The sequence below is a fragment of the Treponema primitia ZAS-1 genome (assembly GCF_000297095.1).
Lineage (GTDB): Bacteria > Spirochaetota > Spirochaetia > Treponematales > Breznakiellaceae > Termitinema > Termitinema primitia_A.
In genome coordinates this window covers 88,019-102,466 of sequence record NZ_AEEA01000007.1, presented here as the reverse complement: position 1 = coordinate 102,466, position 14,448 = coordinate 88,019, and the positions used below count along the sequence as shown (strand labels likewise).

The window sequence follows — 14,448 nt, the reverse complement described above, 5'->3', positions numbered from 1 at the left end:
TTTGGAATTCCTCACTGGAGGAGACCCGAAGGGGCTCCGTAAGTGAATTCTACAAGCGTGCGAGCGCCAGGGATGCCCCTCCCTCCGCCCGTTTTGGCGATAAAGGCTTGAGCGTATACCTTTCACATCTTTTATTTATTGTATATAATACTGAGAATTATTATGGCAAAGAACTATCCCCTTATTAAACCTTATTTAAAATGGGCCGGGGGCAAAAGGCAACTATTAGCTGAAATAAAAAAATATCTACCCAAAAATGTAAGTACCTATACTTATTATGAGCCTTTTATAGGAGCAGGGGCGGTATTTTTTGAATTGCAACCCCAAAAGGCTATAATTAACGATATTAATACCCAATTAGTTTTAACCTATACCGTAATAAAGAACCATGTTGAAGAACTAATTCGATCATTGCAAAAATATAAAAATAGGAATGATGAAGACCATTTTTATAAAGTAAGGAATTTAGATCGGGATGCTATAAAATTCAATAAATTGACCGATGTTGAGAAAGCTGCCCGCTTGATATTCCTTAACAAAACTTGTTTTAACGGTTTGTATCGCGTCAATTCCCAGGGTCTTTTTAATGTTCCCTATGGAGGGTATAAAAATCCTGCAATATGTGAAGAAGTTGTATTACGACAGATTAACGATTACCTTAATGCCAATGAAATTACCATTTTAAACACAGATTTTGAAAAGGCAGTTCAAAACGCTGACAAAAAGTCTTTTGTGTATTTTGATCCACCCTATCATAGTCCCGGCAAAACTAATTTTACCGGATATCAGGCAGACGGATTTGGAGAGGAAAAACAAGAACGCCTGCGTGATGGTATGCTCAAATTGACAAACCGGGGAGTAAAATGCTTGCTCAGCAATTCTGACACAGAGTATATTCGCGAACTATATAATCATGATTGCTTTGATGTCATATCTATACAGGCAAAGAGATTGATTAATGCGGATTCCGCCGGCAGAGGAAATGTTCGTGAAGTTTTAATAAAAAACTGGAAAGAGTGATCTCCTTTTATCGAATTAGGCGCAGGGCTCAACGTTTCCCTGCTTTACTTTATAAATAGTTTTGAGAAAAACCCAACAGCGCACCCCAATAGTATCGTTGTAACAATAATAATTGGAAGGCCACTTGGATCAAGTTTATATATTAAAAATGTAATTGGCAAAACAAATAAAATTGATACAATAATACCATTTAAGAAAGAAATTGATACAAAATTTATTTTTGGAATAAATAGTCCCAAAACAATCCACACAAAAAATGCCGAAATTATAAATACCGTATCCATTTTCCTTATTATCATTGGGGTTGTATCAATAATAGCAGCAATTAAACCGATCACCAATGAAATTAAGTAATTCTTCATTCAATCCTCCAGGGGCCTTACTTTACTATTTTTTAAAAATTCATGTCAAGTTCCTTTTTAATAATTTTCAAACAAATTTTAGGGTGTATTGGGTAGTCTCGACAGGCTGTCATTTTCATACTTGACATTTCCCGCCATTCTATTGCATACTAATCTACGAAAGGAAAATAGCTTGAAAAGTTCCGTGGTGCTCAGAACAGATAAAACCCCCTCTTTTATGCAGGCCTACTATTATTATTTTTATCTGTCCTCGAATCCTGCGGAGCCGGCGGCCTTGGCTTAGACTAGGGCTGTAAACCTTGTAAACCAGGGGGACTCCGGGGCAATGAAATTGCCAAGGGGCCTCCCTTTTTTTATTTCTAAATTTTTATTAAGGAGATTTGTCATGATTATTGCGATTAAACCGGGAACTACAAAAGAGGATATCCGGGCTTTTACCACCCATCTGGAAAGACAGGGGATTAAGGTTGATTATTCCGAGGGGGCGTCCCAGACTGTTCTGGGTCTTGTGGGGGATACCACGGGGATCAGTGAGGAGGCCCTTTCGGCCCACCATCTGGTGGAAAAGGTTATCCGGGTGCAGGAGCCCTATAAGCGGGCCAACCGGATGTTTCATCCCCAGGATACGCGGATCGATATTCCCACAGGCGATGGCGCCCAACGGAGTATCGGCGGAGAGCAGCTGGGGATCATCGCCGGACCCTGTTCGGTGGAGACCCGGGAACAGATTGTGGCGGTAGCCCGGGCGGTCAAGCAGGCTGGGGCGGGCTTCCTTCGGGGGGGCGCCTTTAAACCACGAACCAGCCCCTACAGTTTCCAGGGGCTGGGCTGCGAAGGGCTGGATCTGCTTCTGGAGGCGAAGAAGGAGACCGGGCTGCCCATTGTAACCGAGCTCATGGCTATTCATCAGCTGGAACTTTTTGATGAGGTGGATATCATCCAGGTGGGCGCCCGAAACATGCAGAACTTTACCCTCCTTAAGGAGCTTGGCTGCTGCCGCAAACCCATACTGCTTAAGCGGGGCTACGCCTGTACGATAACCGAACTGCTCATGGCTGCGGAGTACATCATGGCCGGGGGAAATGATAAGATCATCTTATGCGAACGGGGTATCCGCTCCTTCGACAGCTTTACCCGGAATGTCCTGGACCTGGGGGCCATCCCGGCGCTGAAAAAGAAGAGCCACCTGCCGGTGATCGTGGATCCCAGCCATGCCACGGGTCTCGCCTGGATGGTGCCTGCCATGGCCAAGGCCGCCCTTGCAGCCGGGGCGGATGGCCTGATCATCGAGGTCCACAACAATCCTGAGGCGGCCCTCTGCGATGGAGAACAGTCCATTACCCCGGAACAATTCGGAACCCTCATGGGTACCCTAAAAAAATATGCGGAACTTGAAGGAAAGAAAATTTGAAACCCATAGAAGATTGTGTGGTTGGCATCGTGGGGCTGGGCCTTATGGGTGGAGCGGTGGCCATGGCCCTCCGTCCCCTGAAACCGGCGAAGATACTGGCCCTGGAAGCCGACCGCCTAACCCTGGATGCTGCCAAAGCCGATGGAGTTATTGACGATGGCTGGCTGGCCGGGGAAGAGGGCGGCGAACAAACAGCGGCAATGCTGAACCGCTGCGATCTGGTGTTTCTCTGCCTCAACCCCGCTACGCTGATCCGGTTTATAGGCAGATGGATGGGGGCCTTTCGTTCAGGATCGCTCATAACGGATATTGCCGGCATAAAGGGGAACATTGTTGCTGCGGTAGAGCGGACCCTGCGGCCGGACCTGGACTTTATTCCCGGCCACCCCATGGCGGGGAGCGAGAAGGGAGGTTTCGCCCAGGCGAAGCGCTGCAGCTTTCAGGGGAAAAACTACATCCTTACCCCCCTTACACGGAATAAGCGGGAGAACCTGGATTTTCTGAAGGCCCTCATCCACGGTATGGGTTTTGGACGGATCACCGAAACTACGGCGGAGGAACACGACCGGAAGATAGCCTTTACATCCCAGCTCTGCCACGTCATCGCCGCCGCTCTGATCGACTGCGAGGCGGACAAGGAAATTACCCGGTTTGGCGGCGGCAGCTTCGAGGATCTTACCCGCATAGCCATGCTTAACGCCCCCATGTGGACCGAACTCTTCCTGGAAAACAAAACAGAATTACTGCGGCGTATAGAACAGTTTGAAGGAAGCCTGGACGCCCTGAAGACCCTCATCTCAGGCGATCAGGGTGAGGCCCTGGAACAGCGGCTTGGGACAGTACGGGATCGGCGGGCCGCTATGAATTAAAAAAACAAACTAAAAACGACTAAAGCACTGGTGTTGTATTTTTTACCTACACAATTGAGATTAATTCTTCCGGCGTCACCGCCGGGACCAGTGAATTTTTAAAATCCTTGGCGTTTCGGGTTACGATATAATCCGCCTTTTCCCGATAGGCCGTTGCGGCAACCACCGCATCCTCAAAATCAGAAATCCCCAGGGAGAGAGCGGTATTGATGTCCTTGGCGGCGGTATCGCAAAAACCAACCAGAGTAGAAAGCTTTATAATAGTGTCACGGGATTTTTGGGCATTACCAGGGTTTTTGTTGATAATATAGTAAATATCCGTAACCGCCCCAGCGCCGATAAAACAATTGAACCGGCCTTGGAGGGCAAGTTGAATTACCCGGTAAGAACTTTCATAAAATTCCCCACGGCACTGAAGTACATCCAGAATAACATTGGTATCCACCAGGACCTTCATTGCCGGGCCAGCCTTTCCGCTCGGGCCTCCTCAAGGGTTAGCGGATTATCAGCGGCTATGCCCACCAAGCTGTCTAGAATGGCCTGTTTATCCTGAGTAGCGCTGGATAATTTAGCCACAATCTTGCCATTCCGGGTAATATACACATCATCCTGTATTATTTCATCCAGATAACGGCCAATATTTGCTTTTAATTCAGATGCGGTAATAAGCACAAAATTCTCCTTGTAAATCGTCTATTTATACTATATTATAATCAGACTATTTTATCAATGATAATCGTACCTATTAGCAAAAAATGCTGAACGGGTAGGGCTCGTCTTAGACAGAATACTAGTCGCCGGTGACCAGTTTGCCCTGTTTTTCCAGGGAACCAATGAACACCGTGCTTCCCACAAGGAGGGTAAGGCAGAGCGCAAGGATGCAGGGGTAAAGGTTCATGCTGACCCGCGAAATGACCAGCCCGGTAAACATAGGGGTAAGGGATGTGCCGATATACGAGACGGCAAACTGCCAGCCCATGATGGCCTGGGAAATCGCCATGCCGAAACGCCGGGGTGTTTCGTGGAGCATGGACGGGAAGACAGGAGCGTAACCAAAGCCGATAAGGAGAAAGGCAAAGAAGGAGAATATCTGCGGCAGGGGCAGGGCGAGAAGGATAATGCCCAGGGCGACAAAGAGACAGCCCAGGAAGATCAGGTTTTTATTGCTGAGAAAAGCGCTCACCAGGCCGGAAATGAAACGGCCAACGGTAAGGCTCATAAAATAAAGGGACAGCCACTGGGCGGCGGTATGGGCGCCCACTCCTTTTTGCATGACGAGATAGGTGGGACCCCATATGTTGATAATTCCCTCCAGGGATACATACGAAAAGAACGCCAGAAGGGCAGCTTTAACCCCGGGGATACGAAAGATGTTTTGCTTTACTTTTGTTTCTGTTTTTTCCGTGATGTCCGGGTTTTTAATTTCAAAGGGTTTCCACAGAAATAGTGTTGCTGCTAAGACCAATACAATACTCCATTGTATCAGGGAGATTGTCCGGTACCCGTGACGCCACTGGTCGCCCTGGGAGATGAACCAGGACATGATCACCGGGCTCAGACCGGCGCCGATGCCCCAGAAGCAGTGGAGCCAGTTCATATGCCGGGCCTTGTAGTGGAGGGCCACAAAATTATTCAGCCCCGTATCAATGGCGCCGCCGCCCAGGCCCAGGGGCAGGGCAAAAAAGAAAAACCAAAAGAAGGACGGCATGAAGCTGAATCCCAGGAGCCCCGCTGCGGTCAGGGTTACGGACACCAGGGTTACCCGGCTGGTTCCAAAGCGTTGTATTACCCGATGGCTAAAGAGGCTGGAGATGACGGTGCTCCCGGTAATGGCTGCGGAGGCCAGCCCGGCGAAGTAGAGGGGTACGCCGAAGTCACGGTGCATCACCGGCCAGGCGGATCCCAAAAGCGAATCCGGCAGACCCAGGCTGATAAAGGTAAGATAGATGACACACAGTAAAAATGTTGCCATTATTTCACTACGATATTAACAAGTTTACCCGGTACGGAAATGACCTTGACAATGTTCTGCCCTTCGATCCACTTGAGAATCCCCGGCAGAGCCAGGGCGGTCTTTTCAAGCTCTTCCCTGGACGTCCCTGCCGCAGCGGTAAACTTATCCCGGATCTTGCCGTTCACCTGGGCCACCACGGTAACTTCGTTGTCCGCAGTAAGCTTCTCGTCCCAGGCGGGCCAGGTTTCCCGGGACACCGAACCGGTGCGGCCCAGCTTTTCCCAGAGCTCTTCCCCCAGGTGGGGCGCGTAGGCGCTTATCATCAGTACCAGCGGTTCCCAGAGGCTGCGGGGGACCTCTTCCAGTTTCGCCAGCTCATTGGAGTAGACCATCATCTGGCTGATAGCGGTATTAAAGTTCAGTGTTGCGGTGTCCCTGCTTACCTTCCGGATAGTTTTATGAAGCAGCCGCACCAGGTCTTCGTTCCCCGCGCCGTCGCTTACCGGCTTTTCCGCGATAGCCCAGAGCCGTTCCAGGAACCGGGACACCCCGACGAGCCCCGCGGTGAGCCAGGGCTTTGTCACCTCCAGGGGTCCCATGAACATCTCGTAGACCCGCATGGAATCGGCGCCGTAGTTTTTTACGATGTCGTCGGGGTTGATAACATTTCCCCGGCTCTTGCTCATCTTCAGGTTATCTTCCCCAAGGATCATCCCCTGGTTAACCAGCCGCTGGAAGGGCTCCTTGGTATTGACCAGCCCCAGGTCGTAGAGGACCTTGTGCCAGAAACGGCTGTAGAGGAGGTGCAGCACCGCATGTTCAACACCGCCCACGTAGAGGTCCACCGGGGCCCAGTAGTCGATTTTGTCCTTTGCGGCAAAAGCAGTACTGTTGTCCGGGTCCAGGTAGCGCAGGTAATACCAACAGGACCCAGCCCACTGGGGCATGGTGTTGGTTTCCCGCTTGGCCTTGCCCCCGCACTTGGGGCAGGTGGTGTTCACCCAATCGGTGATCCCCGCCAGGGGGGATTCCCCGGTACCGGTGGGAGTATAGGACTGGACATCGGGCAGCCGCAGGGGCAAGTCAGTTTCGGGCAAGGGAACGATGCCGCAGTGATCGCAGTGGACCAGCGGGATCGGCTCCCCCCAGTAACGCTGCCGGCTGAAGATCCAGTCCCGCAGCTTGTAGTTCACCGCCTTTTTTCCCAAGCCCTGGGCCTCAACCCAGGCGGTAACTTTGGCCTTAGCTTCCGCCGTGGGGAGCCCGGTAAACTCGCCGGAATTCACCGACCAGCCATCGGCCACCGTACACTCCGGCGGCTCCGCGGAGTAATCCTGTCCAGGCGCGGGTTTTTCGTTGGATACCACTTGGATGATGGGCAGCTTAAAGGCCTTGGCAAAATCCCAGTCCCGTTCATCGTGGGCAGGAACCGCCATGATAGCCCCGGTTCCGTAGGAAATAAGAACATAGTCCGCTATCCAGATGGGTATCTTTTTTCCGTTCACCGGGTTTATGGCATAGGCGCCGGAGAAAACCCCGGTCTTCTCCTTTGCTAAATCGGTCCGTTCAAGATCGCTCTTCTTTGCCGCCCCTTCAATATAAGCGTTCACCGCAGCCTTTTGATCCGGCGTAGTAATCTTGTCCACCAGGGTATGTTCCGGCGAGAGGACCATGTAGGTCGCCCCAAAGAGGGTGTCCGGCCGGGTGGTGTAAATCTCCAGGGCGTCACGATGCCCGTCAATCTTAAAGCTGACATTTGCGCCCTCGGAGCGGCCTATCCAGTTTCGCTGCATGAGCTTGACCGGCTCCGGCCAGTCCAGGCTGTCCAGGTCTTCCAGGAGCCGTTCCGCATAGGCGGTGATCTTCAATATCCATTGGCGTATGCGTTTTCGGGTTACCTTGGTTCCGCAGCGGTCGCAGCAGCCGTCCTTTACTTCTTCGTTGGCCAACCCGGTTTTGCAGGAGGGGCACCAGTTGATGGGGCTCTCCGCTTCGTAGGCCAGGCCCTTCTCAAAGAGCTTGAGGAAGATCCACTGGGTCCAGCGGTAGTACTTCTCCCCGGAGGTATCAACTTCCCGGTCCCAGTCGTAGGAAAAACCCAGGGACTTGATCTGGGTGCGGAAATGATTGATGTTCGCCGCGGTAGTCAGCGCCGGGTGGGTTCCGGTCTTGATGGCGTAATTCTCCGCCGGCAGCCCAAAGGCGTCAAAGCCCATGGGGTGCAGCACATTGTACCCGCTCATACGCAGGTAGCGGCAGTAGATATCCGTGGCGGTATAGCCTTCGGGATGCCCCACGTGAAGCCCCTGGGCGGAGGGGTAGGGGAACATATCCAGCACATACCGGCGCTTTTCTTTGGGGAAAGACGGGTCCTCCACAGCCTTAAAGGTCTTAAGCTCTTCCCAATACTTCTGCCATTTGGGTTCGATGGTCTCAAAGGGGTATTTTGCCATGGTGATACGGACTCCTTACATAGTATGGCTTATCATATACGGCAGAGGGGGGGCGTTTCAAGACGGGGTAAAAGTAAAAGGAACTGGTTTGCCCTTGCCCGGCATTGGCTTAGATGTTATTCTTAAAAGGGTGGAAATAGGGCGTTGTTGTTACTGTAGGAGGCAAGATGTTATTAACATTTCAGGGGTTTTTTGAAAAAGGTCGGTTTGTTTCCAGTGAACCGGTGCAAGTGCCGGAACACAAAAAAGTCATTGTTACTGTTTTGGATGACGCAATATCACCGGTAACAAGTGAGGCGGTGGATAACGGGAAACGGCAGGAGGCTTTTGAAGGCTTAATGGAAATAATTAAGAATTCAGAAAAAACAGTACCCGCGGATTTTGACTATAAAAAAGAGTACCGGGAGTATTTGGATGAAAGATATGGCAATACTAATTGATACCAATGTTGTTATAGACTTTCTCGCTAAACGCGAACCGTTTTTTAATAATGCCGCGATAATAATGCAGAAATGCTCAGATAATGAACTGGCCGGCTATATTGCGGCACATACTGTGCCCACTGTTTTTTACATTCTGCGGAAACAATTCTCCGTAAGCGAAAGAAGAAATAGGCTATCAAGGTTATGTGGATTTATTGATGTTGCCGGAAACGATAAACAACAGGTAATTAAAGCAATTGAAAATGAACGTTTTGACGATTTGGAAGACTGTTTGCAAATGGAATGTGCCAAGGCTGTTGACGCAGATTATATTGTTACCCGGAATACAGATGATTTTAAAGATTCCCCTATACCGGCAATTTTACCGGAAGACTTTTTGAAACAACTTGCGGAAACAGCGCAGCCCTAAAAAGGGTACGTGAGAAAAGCCTTATCATGGAGAAAGGAATGTTTGAGAAATTAAATGACTCTGGCATTCTGATAAAACCCGGTGATGAAAACGAAGCCTACCTTACCCAGCAGCTGATAACCTATATCGGTAACAAGCGGTCCCTGTTGGGCTTTATCGGCGGCGGTATCAAAAAAGTTCAGCAGCGCTTGAATAAGGATAAGCTTGCCATGTTTGATGTGTTCAGCGGGTCCGGCATTGTGGCGCGTTACTTTAAACAATTTTCCGGTCTTCTGGTTGTGAACGACCTTGAAAAATATTCCGAAGTTATAAACGAATGTTATTTATCAAACCAAAGTGAATTAGATATGGCAGTACTCAGAAAGTACTACGATGACATCATTGGTGAATTAGCAGGGAACGAATTGAGACGGGGTATGATTTCCGATCTATACGCCCCGGCGGATGAAAGGAATATCAAACCGGAGGAACGGGTTTTCTATACGGTCAGAAATGCCGGGTATATCGATACGGCGCGGCAATTGATTGGGAATTTGCCGGAGATGGATCGGAAATACTTTCTTGCTCCGCTGTTGTCAGAGGCGTCCATACACGCAAACACATCGGGGGTGTTTAAGGGCTTTTATAAAAACCGGGAAACCGGGATAGGTCAATTCGGCGGGCGCAAACGGGATTCACTGCTGCGTATTACCGGTAATATCACGTTGCCTTTTCCGGTGTTTAGCAATTTTAATGCCGAAACTATTATTTGCCGGGGTGATGCAAATACGGTTATTGGGGATGTTCCGGAGGTGGATATTGCGTATTTGGATCCTCCCTATAATCAGCATCCCTACGGGTCCAATTATTTTATGCTCAATGCAATTTTGGATTATAAAATTCCGGAAAGCATCAGTAAAATATCCGGTATACCGGAAGACTGGAACCGGTCTGACTACAATAGCGGGGGCAAGGCCCTTGCTGCCTTAACAGAATTGGTAACAAATATCAAGTCGAAATATATTCTCATATCATTTAATTCAGAGGGCTTTATCGGCCTGTCTGAAATGAAAGATATGTTAAACAAAATAGGAAAGGTTGAGGTGTTGGAGACAAAATACAATGCTTTTCGGGGAAGCAGAAATTTAAACAACCGGGGTATTCATGTAAAGGAATATCTCTATCTATTGGAGAAATAAAATGGAAAATCCGGAGATCAAAACGATCATACTCCTCTGCGTAGTTTTTCTGTTCTGTCTGTTCTTCCTTCTCATAGGCCGCCGCATGGGGCTTAGCCAGGGGAGGCGGCAGGAGCGGGCGGATTGGGAGGGGCATAAGCTGCAGGATATTGTGAAGGCCCGGCTTAAGGCGTCACGGGCGGTGCTTGGGGGGCTCGTTTCGGAACAGATAGCGCCGCTTTTGCCGGACTTTCCCTTTGATCCCGGGGACTGCCGCTTCGTAGGAAAGCCGGTAGATTTTATCGTGTTCCGTGGGATGAACGAAAAAAACATTACCGAGGTAATTTTTCTGGAAGTTAAAAGCGGAACGGGGAAAAATCTGAACGACCAGGAAAAACGGCTCCGGGACGCGGTTCAGGCAGGCCGGGTACGGTGGGCGGAATACGATGTGCTTCAGTAATAGGCATCATCGGACCAAATTTTAATCATCTTCATCCTCAATCAACTCGGACCACACAAGACCACACGAATAAAGAGAATATAGTAAGTATTGTTCATTAATTAGTCTGTGTGGTCTGTGTGGTCCGTGGTTATTCCCTTATCTGTTTCGTTTTGACCTAGCTAAAATGCCAAAATGACCCATATGGGTAATAATGACACATTTATAAAATGTGATAGTTTTCGAGACATCTCTTTTGGCGGGGACTGAGTTTTCGTGCGTCCGGGCTTCATCTTTAATTCCTTATACTGTATAGAAATATAAAAATTACAAAAATAATTGTTTTTATTACAGAATGTTGGCACGGACCTTGCTTATATATAAGTGTGGGAAACCACAAGAGGCGCGTGGCGCTGGAAAAAACAAATTATTTTTAAGGAGATAAATTATGAAAGCTGTAACCCTGTATCGCCCTGTTACCATTGAGAAGGCCCTGAACGATTTTGACCGGTATATGGAATCCTTCTTTGGGGAATCCCCCCTGACTCCGGCTTCCTATTCCCGGGAACCGGCGGTGGATATCCGGGAAACCGGCGACGCCTATGTGCTGGAAGCGGAACTTCCGGGCTATGACGAGAAGAACATCGAAGTTCATGTGGATGGCGGTGTTCTGACCATCGAAACCAAAAAGGAAGAGAAGGCCGAACGGGATGTGTCCCCTTCCAAAGATGGGAAAGAAAGCGAAGAGCGGTATTTAATCCGGGAACGCCGGAGCGCAATCTTCAGCCGGTCCTTCAAGCTGCCGGAAAACGCCGACCTGGATGCCATTGCCGCCAATTTCAAGAACGGGCTTCTCAGCCTGGAAATTAAGAAAATGGCGGAGGCCAAGAAACGGGTCATCCAAATTCAAGGGAAGTAAAAAAAGAAGCTAAGAGCCGGGACCCACTGTGATAAGCCGTGGGTCCCGGTTTTTTTGTCTCCGCTGCTTACAGTCCCAGATCCTTGCCGATGAGGATCACCTTGATCCTTCCCGGGGGATTGCAGAGCCTTGTGGCAACGATAAACGTACAAATTGAATCCGGGGAATTGCAGTTGGCGCAGCTTCCGGTTTCGTTACAGGGGGTCTTTTTCCCGGGGAAACGCTGGGTGTTCCGGGGGGCGGCGATGGTCCTGGCCCTGGTATAGGCGTCTTCCAGGGTTTTAACCACCTTGTTCATCCCCGCCACGAGGATTACCTGTTTGGGGCCGAAGATCATGGCCGCTACCCGGTTTCCAAAACCGTCGACGTTTACCAGCTGGCCGTCTTCGCTTATGGCATTGGAACTGCAGAGGAAGGTGTCGCAGGTCAGGACCTGCCGCATAGTTTCCAGCCGGTCTTCCGGGGTTGCCGCGGCGTCCCGGTCCAGGACCGGATAGCCTTTTTCCCTGGCCAGCTTCGTCAGGCCCAGGGCTTCCACGGTAAAGGAACCGCCCCAGCCGATAAGATCGCCCTTGGGGATGAGGGAGAAGGCCTTCTCCACCGCCGCCTCCGGATCCTCCACGTACCATGCGTCAAAACGCCGGTTCTGCAGGGCCTTAACCACCTTGGGGCCCAGCTTCGAGTTACGGACTTCAATAGGAGTAGCCATGGAAACCTCGCTTAATAGGGTATGGGTGGTAAAGCAGAACTATAATCCCATATCCATCTTCTCGGGGTACCTTCATCTTCCTTAAAGGTATACGTACCGGATTGAATCTTGATATATGTGGCTGACAGTTTTGGACCGCTGTCCTTGCCTGCTCCATAATTGCCAAAAGCTTGTTCTAAAGAGGTATTGTCCGAAAGGGTTTCAATTGTACTGTTGGCAGCGGTTTTGAAAATAGTAATTGTTCCGGATCTTTTTATGATCGTGGTGAGGGGAGCGTTGAAGAAGGCATATTGCCCAATCTTCGTTACAGACGCGGGAATATCGATCTCCTTTAGCTTGGTACAACCATAAAATGCACTTTCGCCAATCGATACAACCCCATTGGGGATAAAAACATATTCCAACGCAGTGGATGCTCCAAACGCTAAAGCCGGTATTTCGGTTATGCCGCTGGCTGCAGAAAGATCAATGGCGGTCAGATAAAAACTGTTATTCCGAAAGGCCCCTTTCCCCAGCTTGGTAACCCCCGCAGGGATCGTAAGGCTTGCTATTCTGTTACCGGTAAAGGCTTCGTCATCTATAATAAGTTCACCCACGCCGCTTGCAAAAACAAGCCCTGACAATATGCTATTTGCAAAGGCTCTTTTCCCAATAAGCTTAACGCTTGGGGGGATTATAAGGGATGGGACTGTAAGTGAGGACAAGCTATTTTCAGAGAAGGCTCCTTCCCCAATTATCTTTACATTGCTTCCCAGGATTAACCCCGCGATTTTGTTACTCTTGAATGCATTGGGGCCAATTTCCTCAACCGAATTGGGAATAGCAAAATCACCGGCAAAGGCATTCCCCTCAAAGGCCCCGATCTGCGTACCGGGGAGGATTACGCCTATTTTTGTGAGAGATGCGGGAACATTGGTGATGATGGATATTTGATTATTTCTGAACGCTCCATTCCCGATTGTTTTAAGTTCACTGCCGGTGGCAAATATAATTTCCTTTAGAAAATTTCGGCTGTTATCATCCCCCGACTTAAGCGCATCAAAGGCGTTTACTCCGATACCGGGAACACCCGCGGTCTCATTATCCCTGACACCGGCGGGGATAGTAAGTATCCCCGGTGAACCCAGCGTTCCGGATAGCCCGGCGCGGGCAAAGGCGGATTCGCCGATGCTGAAGGGGCCCGGCGAAGCGCCAAGGTCCAGTATCGCCAAGGTTGAAGTGGGATTTCTGCTTGTATCAAACGTCAGGGGCAGGGTACTGTCCGCAAAGGCGTTTGCTCCGATGCCGGGGAAGAACTGGGCGCCGTCCGGAAGGGTGGTAGCAAGTATCCCCGTGGGAGGATTTGTATCCTTATCGCCAGACTCAATTATGAAGTCCTTAATACTCGAGGGTATAATGATGTTGATCAGTTTATTCGCCCGAAAAGCCCGGGCGCCGATAAGGGTAACCGCGTTGGGAATTGTTATGGTACTCAGACCGCAGTATGCAAAGGCGTCATCCCCGATGCTCGTTACGGTGCTGCCGTCAAAGACAACTTCGACCAAGGGCGTTTGAAAAAAAGCCCGGGCGCCGATAGCGGTAACATCAAGTCCCAGGACTTGTGCGGGTATGTGCAGGGAATTGGGTATGATTGGCTTTTCAGTAAGGTCCCTCAGGGGATTATAAGCTATAATCGTGGCGCCGCTTGCGTTGGGGTTAAAGGTCCATACCAGATTTATATCCCTTTCACACCGGTAACGTACATCACGACCATTTTCGTTTATGATAACGATTAAAATATCCTTATCCAGCAGGGTATCTTGATCCATCACGTAGTTTAACAGGACATTTCCGGTATTACCATTTAAAAGGCCCTTGTTTGCAATATACTCTATGGTAGGAACAGGGTTCGTACCCGGGTTACCCAGCCAATAACCATACTTAGACCCATTGAAGGCAAACCAGCCGCTGGCGGCAACGTCATTTTTCGTTGTAACTTTCCAGAGACCGGCCAATTTTTTGGGATCGTTTTTTTCTTCCCACTTTGCATACAGGACGACATTCCGATCGCCAATGGTTACCGTAGATGCTATTTCATATTCCGGAAGGCCGGTAACCAGATCCGGGGTCCAGGCGATAAACTTAAATCCCTCTCTTTTGAGACCCATCGGATCCGGGGCAACTATGCTTCCCCCTATCTCAATTCCCTTGCGGGGTTGAGGTACTGGACCCGTACCCCCATTTCCATCGAAAGACACGGTCAAACCGATTGAATTATTATAGGGATCCTCAAGCTCCGCGCACCGGGCAAATATAAGGGGCAC

15 protein-coding genes are annotated in these 14,448 nt (G+C 49.6%); 8 read left to right on the top strand and 7 right to left on the bottom strand.

Annotated features, from left to right (window positions below):
* Positions 1–162: 162 nt before the first annotated feature.
* Positions 163–1,020, top strand: coding sequence for a DNA adenine methylase (locus TPRIMZ1_RS0100885; protein ID WP_010253310.1), 858 nt, complete (start codon positions 163–165; stop codon positions 1,018–1,020).
* Positions 1,021–1,064: 44 nt separating this feature from the next.
* On the opposite strand, the gene TPRIMZ1_RS0100880 is transcribed toward TPRIMZ1_RS0100885, so the two are convergent.
* Positions 1,065–1,382, bottom strand: a complete 318-nt coding sequence (locus tag TPRIMZ1_RS0100880; RefSeq protein ID WP_010253308.1) for a hypothetical protein — start codon at positions 1,380–1,382, stop codon at positions 1,065–1,067.
* A gap of 385 nt (positions 1,383–1,767) precedes the next feature.
* Here TPRIMZ1_RS0100880 and aroF point away from each other — a divergent pair, with 385 nt between their 5' ends.
* Positions 1,768–2,793: a 3-deoxy-7-phosphoheptulonate synthase gene (gene aroF / locus TPRIMZ1_RS0100870; protein WP_010253306.1), complete on the top strand. Its 1,026-nt coding sequence runs from the start codon at positions 1,768–1,770 to the stop codon at positions 2,791–2,793.
* Positions 2,790–3,662, top strand: a complete 873-nt coding sequence (locus tag TPRIMZ1_RS0100865; protein ID WP_010253304.1) for a prephenate dehydrogenase — start codon at positions 2,790–2,792, stop codon at positions 3,660–3,662. The genes aroF and TPRIMZ1_RS0100865 overlap by 4 nt, the downstream gene beginning before the upstream one ends.
* A gap of 46 nt (positions 3,663–3,708) precedes the next feature.
* On the opposite strand, the gene TPRIMZ1_RS0100860 is transcribed toward TPRIMZ1_RS0100865, so the two are convergent.
* The 4 genes from TPRIMZ1_RS0100860 to leuS all read right to left on the bottom strand — a co-directional run bounded on the left by TPRIMZ1_RS0100860 (position 3,709) and on the right by leuS (position 8,069).
* Complete coding sequence (locus tag TPRIMZ1_RS0100860) at positions 3,709–4,119, bottom strand: PIN domain-containing protein (RefSeq protein ID WP_010253301.1); 411 nt, start codon at positions 4,117–4,119, stop codon at positions 3,709–3,711.
* Positions 4,116–4,334 carry a type II toxin-antitoxin system Phd/YefM family antitoxin gene (locus TPRIMZ1_RS0100855; protein WP_010253298.1) on the bottom strand — a complete coding sequence of 73 codons (219 nt, stop codon included), beginning with the start codon at positions 4,332–4,334 and terminating at the stop codon, positions 4,116–4,118. Before TPRIMZ1_RS0100855 ends, TPRIMZ1_RS0100860 begins: the two co-directional genes overlap by 4 nt.
* Positions 4,335–4,452: 118 nt before the next feature.
* Positions 4,453–5,634, bottom strand: coding sequence for an MFS transporter (locus TPRIMZ1_RS0100850; protein ID WP_010253294.1), 1,182 nt, complete (start codon positions 5,632–5,634; stop codon positions 4,453–4,455).
* Positions 5,634–8,069 (bottom strand): leucine--tRNA ligase, encoded by a 2,436-nt coding sequence (gene leuS, locus TPRIMZ1_RS0100845; RefSeq protein WP_010253291.1) that lies wholly within the window; start codon positions 8,067–8,069, stop codon positions 5,634–5,636. Before leuS ends, TPRIMZ1_RS0100850 begins: the two co-directional genes overlap by 1 nt.
* Positions 8,070–8,236: 167 nt before the next feature.
* Here leuS and TPRIMZ1_RS18125 point away from each other — a divergent pair, with 167 nt between their 5' ends.
* From TPRIMZ1_RS18125 to TPRIMZ1_RS0100820, 5 genes are all read left to right on the top strand, one after another.
* A complete protein-coding gene (locus tag TPRIMZ1_RS18125) occupies positions 8,237–8,509 on the top strand; it encodes a hypothetical protein (protein WP_010253288.1) in 273 nt (90 codons plus the stop codon).
* Positions 8,484–8,921: a type II toxin-antitoxin system VapC family toxin gene (locus TPRIMZ1_RS0100835; RefSeq protein WP_010253285.1), complete on the top strand. Its 438-nt coding sequence runs from the start codon at positions 8,484–8,486 to the stop codon at positions 8,919–8,921. Before TPRIMZ1_RS18125 ends, TPRIMZ1_RS0100835 begins: the two co-directional genes overlap by 26 nt.
* Positions 8,922–8,959: 38 nt before the next feature.
* Positions 8,960–10,099, top strand: coding sequence for a DNA adenine methylase (locus TPRIMZ1_RS0100830; RefSeq protein ID WP_010253281.1), 1,140 nt, complete (start codon positions 8,960–8,962; stop codon positions 10,097–10,099).
* A 1-nt stretch (position 10,100) separates the two neighbouring features.
* On the top strand, positions 10,101–10,538 hold the full coding sequence (locus tag TPRIMZ1_RS0100825) for a Holliday junction resolvase-like protein (protein ID WP_010253279.1): 438 nt from the start codon (positions 10,101–10,103) through the stop codon (positions 10,536–10,538).
* Between the two features lie 427 nt (positions 10,539–10,965).
* Entirely contained in the window at positions 10,966–11,436 is a 471-nt protein-coding gene (locus TPRIMZ1_RS0100820) for an Hsp20/alpha crystallin family protein (RefSeq protein WP_010253277.1), read from the top strand.
* 67 nt (positions 11,437–11,503) lie between these two features.
* Here the strand turns inward: TPRIMZ1_RS0100820 and TPRIMZ1_RS0100815 are convergent, their stop codons facing one another.
* Positions 11,504–12,145 (bottom strand): lactate utilization protein, encoded by a 642-nt coding sequence (locus TPRIMZ1_RS0100815; RefSeq protein WP_010253275.1) that lies wholly within the window; start codon positions 12,143–12,145, stop codon positions 11,504–11,506.
* Between the two features lie 11 nt (positions 12,146–12,156).
* The gene (locus TPRIMZ1_RS0100810; protein ID WP_332829104.1) at positions 12,157–14,292 is read right to left on the bottom strand and encodes a leucine-rich repeat domain-containing protein; all 2,136 of its coding nucleotides are present in this window, start codon (positions 14,290–14,292) and stop codon (positions 12,157–12,159) included.
* Positions 14,293–14,448 lie beyond the last annotated feature (156 nt).